The 7,928-nt window shown below is 68.1% G+C and carries 6 protein-coding genes and 1 pseudogene; all 7 read left to right on the forward strand.

Annotated features, from left to right (window positions below; all coding sequences use genetic code 11):
• Window positions 1–18 precede the first annotated feature (18 nt).
• Window positions 19–804 carry a flagellar basal-body rod protein FlgG gene (gene flgG, locus GGR64_RS18630; protein WP_160967501.1) on the forward strand — a complete coding sequence of 262 codons (786 nt, stop codon included), beginning with the start codon at window positions 19–21 and terminating at the stop codon, window positions 802–804.
• Window positions 805–827: 23 nt separating this feature from the next.
• Window positions 828–1,529 carry a flagellar basal body L-ring protein FlgH gene (gene flgH, locus GGR64_RS18635; RefSeq protein WP_160967503.1) on the forward strand — a complete coding sequence of 234 codons (702 nt, stop codon included), beginning with the start codon at window positions 828–830 and terminating at the stop codon, window positions 1,527–1,529.
• A gap of 8 nt (window positions 1,530–1,537) precedes the next feature.
• Window positions 1,538–2,656, forward strand: coding sequence for a flagellar basal body P-ring protein FlgI (locus GGR64_RS18640; protein WP_160967505.1), 1,119 nt, complete (start codon window positions 1,538–1,540; stop codon window positions 2,654–2,656).
• 1 nt (window position 2,657) lies between these two features.
• Window positions 2,658–3,866, forward strand: coding sequence for a flagellar assembly peptidoglycan hydrolase FlgJ (gene flgJ, locus GGR64_RS18645; RefSeq protein ID WP_160967507.1), 1,209 nt, complete (start codon window positions 2,658–2,660; stop codon window positions 3,864–3,866).
• Between the two features lie 11 nt (window positions 3,867–3,877).
• On the forward strand, window positions 3,878–5,752 hold the full coding sequence (gene flgK / locus GGR64_RS18650) for a flagellar hook-associated protein FlgK (RefSeq protein ID WP_184647668.1): 1,875 nt from the start codon (window positions 3,878–3,880) through the stop codon (window positions 5,750–5,752).
• The gene (flgL, locus tag GGR64_RS18655; RefSeq protein ID WP_184647670.1) at window positions 5,749–6,954 is read left to right on the forward strand and encodes a flagellar hook-associated protein FlgL; all 1,206 of its coding nucleotides are present in this window, start codon (window positions 5,749–5,751) and stop codon (window positions 6,952–6,954) included. Before flgK ends, flgL begins: the two co-directional genes overlap by 4 nt.
• A gap of 336 nt (window positions 6,955–7,290) precedes the next feature.
• Window positions 7,291–7,928: pseudogene (locus tag GGR64_RS18660) on the forward strand (flagellin); the annotation flags it as partial.

Below are 7,928 nucleotides of genomic sequence, written 5' to 3' on the forward strand. Positions count from 1 at the left end.
ATCAGAGGAACTCGGGTCATGAATCAGGCTTTGTGGGTCGCCAAGACCGGACTGGATGCGCAGCAGACGCGCATGTCGGTCGTCTCCAACAACCTGGCCAACACCAACACCACCGGTTTCAAGCGCGACCGCGCCAACTTCGAGGACCTGCTGTACCAGCAGGTGCGGCAGCCCGGCGGCGCCAGTTCCTCGCAGACGCAGTTGCCCTCGGGTCTGCAGATCGGTACCGGCGTGCGCGTGGTCGCCACCGCCAAGGATTTCGAGCAGGGCAGCCAGCAGCAGACCGGCCGCGCCCTGGACGTGATGGTCAACGGCCGCGGCTTCTTCGAAGTGCAGATGCCGGACGGCACCACGGCCTACACCCGCGACGGCAGCTTCCAGATCGATGCGCAGGGCCAATTGGTCACCAACAGCGGCTACGCGATCCAGCCGGGTATCCAGATCCCGGAAGGCGCGCAGTCGGTGACCATCGGCAACGACGGCACGGTCAGCGTGCAGGTCGCCGGCACCGCCGCCGCGCTGCAGGTCGGCTCGCTGACCCTGACCGACTTCATCAATCCCTCGGGCCTGCAGGCCAAGGGCCAGAACCTGTACGTGGAAACCGCCGCCTCCGGCCCGGCCACGAACGGCACGCCCGGCCTCAACGGCCTCGGCAACATCGCGCAGGGTGCGCTGGAAGGCAGCAACGTCAACGTGGTGGAAGAGCTGGTGAGCATGATCGAAACCCAGCGCGCCTACGAGATGAACGCCAAGGCCATCTCCACCACCGACTCCATGCTCGGCTATCTGAACAACAACGTCTGATCCCCTCGCCTCCGGAATCCGCCATGTCGCGCCTGTCCTCTCTCTCCTTCTCCGCCGTGCTGCTGCTGCCGGTCCTGCTCGGCGGTTGCGCCGGTCTGGGCGTGGCCGCCGGCGACGTGCGTCCGTACGCGCCGATGGCGCCGATCACGCCGGTGATGGCGCCGCAGGCGCAGCCCACGGCTGGCGCGATCTACGCCGCCGGCCCCGGCCTGCAGCTGTATTCGGACCGTCGCGCCCGCGACGTCGGCGACCTGCTGACCATCACCCTGGTCGAAAGCACCAACGCCAGCAGCACCGCCAACACCAGCATCAGCAAGAAGGATGCGGTGACCATGGCCACGCCGACCCTGCTCGGCGCGCCGCTCACCGTCAACGGCACCAACATCCTCAACAACTCCACCAGCGGCGACCGCAGCTTCGCCGGCAAGGGCAACACCGCGCAGAGCAACACCATGCAGGGCAGCATCACCGTGACCGTGATGCAGCGCCTGCCCAACGGCAACCTGGTGATCCAGGGCCAGAAGAACCTGCGGCTGAACCAGGGCGACGAACTGGTGCAGGTGCAGGGCGTGGTCCGCGCCGCCGACATCGCCCCGGACAACACCATTCCCTCCAGCAAGGTGGCCGAAGCGCGCATCGCCTACGGCGGCCGCGGCGCGGTCGCGCAGTCCAACGCAATGGGCTGGCTGAGCCGCTTCTTCAACTCGCGCATCTCGCCGTACTGAGGCCCGTCATGAATCTCCTGTCCCTGCCCTGCCGCCTGCTCGCCGCCGTCGCCCTGTGCGCGGGCCTGGCCGCGCCGGCCGCGGCCGAACGCATCAAGGACCTGGCCCAGGTCGGCGGCGTGCGCAACAACGCGCTGGTCGGCTACGGCCTGGTGGTCGGCCTGGACGGCAGCGGCGACCGCACCAGCCAGGCGCCCTTCACCGTGCAGAGCCTGAAGAACATGCTCGGCGAGTTGGGCGTCAACGTGCCGTCGAACGTCAACCCGCAGCTGAAGAACGTGGCCGCGGTGGCGATCAGCGCGCAGCTGCCGGCATTCGCCAAGCCGGGCCAGACCATCGACATCACCGTCTCCTCGATCGGCAACGCCATCTCGCTGCGCGGCGGCACCCTGCTGATGGCGCCGCTGAAGGGCGCCGACGGCCAGGTCTATGCGGTCGCGCAGGGCAACCTGGTGGTCGGCGGCTTCGGCGCGCAGGGCAAGGACGGTTCGCGGATCTCGGTGAACGTGCCCAGCGTCGGCCTGATTCCCAACGGCGCGACGGTGGAACGTGCGCTGCCGGACGTGTTCGGCAACACCGGCGAGATCACCCTGAACCTGCATCAGCCCGATTTCACCACCGTCTCGCGCATGGTCTCCGCGCTGGAAAGCACCTTCGGCCCGGGCAGCGCGCACGCGGTGGACGGCTCCACCGTGGCGGTGCGTTCGCCCACCGACCAGAGCGCGCGGATCGGCCTGCTGGCACGCATCGAGAACGTGGAGCTGTCGCCGGGCGCGGCGGCGGCCAAGGTGGTGGTCAATGCCCGCACCGGCACGGTGGTGATCGGCTCGCAGGTGCGGGTCAGCCCGGCGGCGATCTCGCACGGCTCGCTGACGGTGACCATCAGCGAAGGCACCCAGGTCAGTCAGCCCAATGCCCTGAGCGGCGGCCAGACCGTGGCCACGCCCAAGTCCACCATCACCGCCACCAACGAAGGCAGCCGCATGTTCAAGTTCGAGGGCGGCACCTCGCTGGATCAGATCGTCCGGGCGGTCAACGAGGTCGGCGCCGCACCTGGCGACCTGATCGCGATTCTGGAAGCGCTCAAGCAGGCTGGTGCCCTGAGCGCGGAGCTGGAGGTGATCTGACATGCGTATCTCGGCCGCTCCCTTCGACCTGCACGCCTCTACCCAAAACGATCCGGCCAAGATCGAGAAGGTCTCGCGCCAGCTCGAAGGGCAGTTCGCCAACATGCTGGTCAAGAGCATGCGCGACGCAAGCTTCGGCAACTCGCTGTTCCCGGGCGAGAACCAGACCTTCCGCGACATGTACGACCAACAACTGGCCAAGGGCCTGACCGACGGCAAGGGGCTGGGCCTGGCCGCGATGATCTCCAAGCAGTTGGGCGGCGGGCAGTCGGCCGCGGCCACGCCCACCAATACCTCGCTGGACGCGGCCAAGGCGGCCAAGGCCTATTCGCTGGTGTCCGGCCAGTCCGGCAACGGCCCGATGCCGCTGCAGGGCGACGCCGCGCTGGCCGCCGGTGCCACGGCCGGCGCCGGCGTTGGCCCGTGGAGCGGCGCCGAGGCGACCGCCTCGCCGCAGCAGCAGGTGCTGGACATGATTGCCGGCCGCGAGAGCAGCGCGATGCACCAGGCCATCGGCAGCAGCCCGGCCGACGGCAGCGCCGGGATGTCCTGGGCCGGCGCCGACGACCGCTGGTCGAACGTGCAGGCCACCGCCGACAGCGGCAACGCCATCGATCCCAGCGCCGCCGCGGCAGCCAATGCCGCCGCGGCCAGCCTCGGCGAGCGCACCCCGGAAGGCTTCGTCGCCAAGATCTGGAACCATGCGCAGAAGGCCGCGCAGGAACTGGGCGTGGACGCGCGCGCCCTGGTCGCGCAGGCCGCGCTGGAAACCGGCTGGGGCCGCCGCGGCATTTCCCGCGGCGACGGCGCCAGTTCCAACAACCTGTTCGGGATCAAGGCCACCGGCTGGAACGGCGACCGCGTGACCACCGGCACCCACGAGTACGTGGACGGGGTCAAGCAGTCGCAGACCGCCGATTTCCGTGCCTATTCCTCGCCGGCGGAGAGTTTCGCCGACTACGTGCGCCTGCTGAAGACCAATCCGCGCTATCAGCAGGCGCTGAAGGCCGGTACCGACATCCGCGGCTTCGCCCAGGGCCTGCAGCGCGCCGGCTACGCCACCGATCCGGCCTATGCGGCCAAGATCGCCGCCATCGCCGGCGGCCCGACCATCGGTCGCGCGGTCGCCGCGATCGGCAGCGCCGCCGCCGGCGGCATCGAGCGCGTGCTGGCCAGCACCGTCGATTCGTCCGGCCTCGTGCGCCGCTGAGGTAGCCGCCCATGTCCATTCTCTCTACCGGTACCGGCGCCCTGCTCGCCTTCCAGCGGGCGCTGTCCACGGTCAGCCACAACGTCGCCAACATCAATACCGACGGCTACAGCCGGCAGCGGACGACGTTCGCGACCACGGTCCCCAGCCAGTACGGCAGCGAGTTCATCGGCAACGGCACCCAGATCACCGACGTCTCCCGCGTCGCCGACCAGCTGGCGATCTCGCGGCTGTTCGACAGCACCGGCGAAGTGGCCCGGCTGAAGCAGCTGTCGAGCCTGTCCAGCCGCGTGGACGGGCTGTTCTCGGACAAGGCCACCAGCATCGCCGGGCAGTGGTCGAACTTCTTCGACGCCACCAGCGGCCTGTCCTCCAACGCCTCGGCCAGCGCCAACCGGCAGAACCTGCTGGACGCCGGCAATTCGCTGGTGACCCGCTTCAAGCAGCTCAACGGCCAGCTCGATTCGCTCGGCAGCGAGGTCAACAACGGCCTGCTGGCCGGCACCGCCGAGGCCAACCGCCTGGCCACCGAGATCGCCAAGCTCAACGGCCAGATCGGCTCCAACGCCAATGCCGCCGCGCCGGACCTGCTCGATCGCCGCGACCAGATGATCAGCCAGCTCATCGGCTACACCGGCGGCAGCGTCATCCAGCAGGACGGCGGGATGATGAACGTCTACACCTCCGGCGGCCAGGCCATGGTGGTCGGCACCAATGCGTCGACGCTGGTCACCAGTCCCGACCCCTACCAGCCGGAAAAGCTGCAGATCGCGCTGAAGACGCCGGGCGGCTCGACGCCGCTTACCAGCAAGGCGCTGGGGGGGCAGCTCGGCGGCTTCCTGGAGTTCCGCAGCAACGTCCTGGATCCGACCAAGGCCGAACTCGGCCGTATCGCCACCGGCGTGGCCAGCAGCTACAACCAGCAGCACCATGCCGGCATGGACCTGTACGGGCAGCTGGGCGGCGATTTCTTCAACCTGCCGGCGCCGAGCGTGGACGGCAACAGCGCCAACACCGGCACCGCGGCGTTCACCGCCAACGTCAGCGACCTGAGCAAGCTCGACGGGCAGAACCTGCTGCTGACCTACAACGGCACCGCCTGGAGCGCCAGCCGCAGCGACACCGGCGCCAGCGTCCCGATGAGCGGTTCGGGCACCAGTGCCGATCCGTTCGTGGTCAACGGCGTGTCCCTGCAGGTGTCCGGCACCGCCGCCAGCGGCGACAAGTTCCTGCTGCAACCCACGGCCAACGCCATCAGCAAACTGTCCGTGGCCATCACCGACCCCTCGCGCATCGCCGCGGCGACGCCGATCCAGGCCAGCGCCACGCTGAGCAACCTGGGCACCGGCAAGGTCAGTGGGGTCACCGCAACCGACGCCAGCAACGCCAACCTGCTGACGCCGGCAAGCATCGCCTTCATCGATTCCACGCACTACTCGATCAACGGCGGCGCACCGCAGACCTATACCGCCGGCCAGACCATCAGCGCCAATGGCTGGAGCCTGACCATGGACGGCATGCCGTCGGCCGGCGACAGCTTCGCGGTGGGCCCGACCGGCGTCGGCTCGAGCAACAACGGCAACGCCCTGCTGCTGTCCAATCTCGACGACTCCAAGGCCTTCAACGGCGGCACCATCACCCTCAACGGTGCGGTGGCCGGCCTGACCACCACGGTCGGCTCGGCGGCCCGCCAGGCCAAGTACGCCGCCGACGCGCAGGACGTGATCCAGAGCAGCGCCCAGGATGCGCGCGACTCGCTATCCGGCGTCAACCTCGACGAGGAAGCGGCGGACATGCTGCGGCTGCAGCAGGCCTACCAGGCGGCCTCGCGCCTGATCTCCACCGCCGACACCCTGTTCCAGTCCATCCTGAGCGCGGTCCGATGAGCAATCGCATCTCCAGCGGCATGATCTTCAATCAGTCGCTCAACACCATGCTCGGCAAGCAGGCGACGATCTCGCACCTGCAGCAGCAGCTCTCCACCGGCCAGCGCATCGTCAGCGCGGCCGACGACCCGGTCGCCGCGGGTACCGCGGTCAGCCTGGATCGCACGGTGGCCGCGCTGGCCCGCTTCGGCGACAACGCCAACAACGTACAGAACCGGCTCAACCTGCAGGAGAACTCGCTGTCGCAGGCCGGGGACCTGATGGCCCGGGTCAAGGATCTGACGGTGGAAGCCAATAGTTCGGCGCTGACCACCCCCGACCGCAAGGCCATCGCCGCGGAACTGAAGACCCTGCACGACAGCCTGCTCAGCCTGTCCAACAGCACCGACGGCTCCGGCCGCTACCTGTTCGGCGGCACGGCCGACGACGCCGCACCCTTCGCCGTGGTCTCCGGCAACGTGGTGTACAGCGGCAACCAGACCCAGCGCAGCGTGGAGGTGGCCCCGGATACCAAGGTCTCCGACACCCTGCCCGGCAGCGAGATCTTCATGCGCGTGCCGACCGGCGACGGCACCGTGGACGCGCACGCGGCCGCCTCCAACACCGGCACCGGCCTGTTGCTGGACTTCAGCCGCGACGGCTCGAGCGCGACCGCCTGGAACGGCGGCAGCTACAACGTCGTGTTCACCGCCGCCACCACCTACGAGGTGCGCGACAGCAGCGGCACCGTGGTCAACACCGGCACTTATGCCGCCGGCGAGAGCATCGGCCTGCCCGGCCTGAAGATGCGCGTGGACGGCGCACCCGCCGCCGGCGACAGCTTCCAGATCGGGCCGTCGACCACCAAGGACGTGTTCTCCACGATCAGCAACCTGGTCGACCTGCTCAACACCGATCCCATCACCCCCACGGCCAAGGCCGCACTGCAGAACGGCCTGCAATCGTCGATGCGCGACATCACCCAGGCCTCGTCGAAGATGATCGACGCGCGCGCCGCCGGCGGCGCCCAACTGGCGGCGATCGATAACGCCACCGACCTGCGCGCCGCCAACGACGTGACCCTGAAGACCACCCTGTCCTCGCTGCGCGACCTCGACTACGCGCAAGCGATTTCCCAATACCAGCTGGAACAGTCGGCGCTGAAAGCGGCACAGACCATCTTTACCCAGATGCAGAAGATGTCGCTGTTCGACAGGCTCTGATCATCAAGCGATAAACCGGATATACCGAAAGGCCCGGAGCGCGGCGACGCCTCCGGGCCTTTCGCGTTATACAAAAGACCGCCATCGCCGACGGCGCGGTAGACAAGGCGAAAGAAGCCCTAAAGTTTGCCGGATCGCGGTCGAATCAGGCTCTTCGCCGTGGCCCGGGTCTTTTGCGCATTGTCGGAACGGCAAATTTTCTGCAGTAAACCGCTAAAGGTTGCGCACCTGTCGCCGTTACTTATATCACCAGCCGCACTGGCCAATTGATGGCCCCCTGCGGAGACTCCAGGCACCAACCGGTCGCCGGACAAATCGCTAAGAGGAGATATCAAAATGGCACAGGTCATCAATACCAACGTAATGTCGCTGAACGCTCAGCGCAACCTCAACACCACCAGCACCAGCCTGGCGACGACGATCCAGCGCCTGTCTTCCGGCCTGCGCATCAACAGCGCCAAGGACGACGCGGCCGGCCTGGCGATCTCCGAGCGCTTCACCACCCAGATCCGCGGTCTGGACGTGGCCTCGCGCAACGCCAACGACGGCATCTCGCTGGCGCAGACCGCCGAAGGCGCGATGGTCGAAATCGGCAACAACCTGCAGCGTATCCGCGAACTGTCGGTGCAGTCGGCCAACGCCACCAACTCCACCACCGACCGCGGTGCGCTGAACTCGGAAGTCAAGCAGCTGACCGCGGAAATCGACCGCGTCTCCAAGCAGACCAACTTCAACGGCACCAAGCTGCTGGACGGTTCGTTCTCCGGCGCGCTGTTCCAGGTCGGCGCCGACGCCGGCCAGACCATCGGCATCAACACCATCGTCAACGCCAGCGCCGCCTCGCTGGGCAAGGCCGGCTTCGCCGCCACCCAGACCGGTTCGGCCGCCCTGGCCTCCGGCACCGCGACCGCCAGCGGCAGCTTCTCCGGCATGGTCGTCAACGGCGTCACCATCGCCTCGGTCTCGGTGGCCGC

Origin of the sequence: Xanthomonas sp. 3307 (assembly GCF_014199735.1) — a bacterium.
GTDB lineage: Bacteria > Pseudomonadota > Gammaproteobacteria > Xanthomonadales > Xanthomonadaceae > Xanthomonas_A > Xanthomonas_A rydalmerensis.